1 protein-coding gene is annotated in these 972 nt (G+C 56.2%); it reads left to right on the top strand.

The features are described 5' to 3' along the window. Window positions 1-130 precede the first annotated feature (130 nt). The coding region (locus tag NW856_RS08415; RefSeq protein ID WP_414399814.1) for a glutamine synthetase beta-grasp domain-containing protein at window positions 131-972 on the top strand (842 nt) is incomplete at its 3' end.

Here is a 972-nt window from a genome sequence, read left to right as displayed (position 1 = left end):
GTTGGCCTTTCTAGGATGAGTGAGCGTTTTTGGCCTGTCTGGGTCGAAGCGTGGGGATCACCTGCTGGGATCCCATTTGTTTCAGCCACAGTTCCCCCAGTCTTAACCGCAACCCAATCAGGAGAGAGTAATGGCATCCACGCCCCAAGAAGTGCTTCAGATGATCCAGGACAACAACGTCCAGATAGTGGATCTCAAGTTTGTGGATATCTTTGGCACCTGGCAGCATGTTTCCTTCCACACCTCGATGATCAAGGAAGAAACCTTCACTGAGGGGCTTCCCTTTGACGGATCCAGTATCCGGGGCTGGAAAGCGATCAACGAGTCGGACATGTACATGGTGCCGGATCCCAAAACGGCTTGGATCGATCCCTTTCTGGAGGTGCCCACCCTCAGCATAACTTGCAGCATTGTTGAGCCGCGCACCGGCCAGCCTTATAGCCGTTGTCCCCGCAGCCTTGCCGCCCGTGCCGTTGCCTATCTGCAATCGACGGGCATTGCCGATACGGCTTACTTCGGGCCGGAAGCGGAGTTTTTCATTTTTGAGGATGTTCGCTTCGACCAAACCCAAAACTCGGCCTACTACTTCGTGGATTCCATCGAAGGTCGCTGGAACTCGGGCCGCGAGGAGAAAGGTGGCAACCTGGGCTACAAGCCTCGCTACAAAGAGGGCTATTTCCCGGCCCCGCCCACCGATGCCCATCAAAACATCCGCACCGAGATGCTGCTGACCATGGGCAAGTTGGGAGTGCCCATCGAGAAGCATCACCACGAGGTGGCTACCGGCGGGCAAGGGGAGTTGGGCTATCGCTTTGCCGATCTGATCACGGCTGCCGACTACATGATGGTTTACAAATACGTGATCCGGAACGTGGCCCGCAAGCACGGCAAAACCGTCACCTTCATGCCCAAGCCCCTATTTAACGACAACGGCACTGGCATGCACACCCACCAGTCCCTCTGGAAGGATGG

Origin of the sequence: Synechococcus sp. R3-13 (genome assembly GCF_047462195.1) — a bacterium.
GTDB lineage: Bacteria > Cyanobacteriota > Cyanobacteriia > Thermostichales > Thermostichaceae > Thermostichus.
This window is presented reverse-complemented; position numbering and strand designations above follow the sequence as displayed.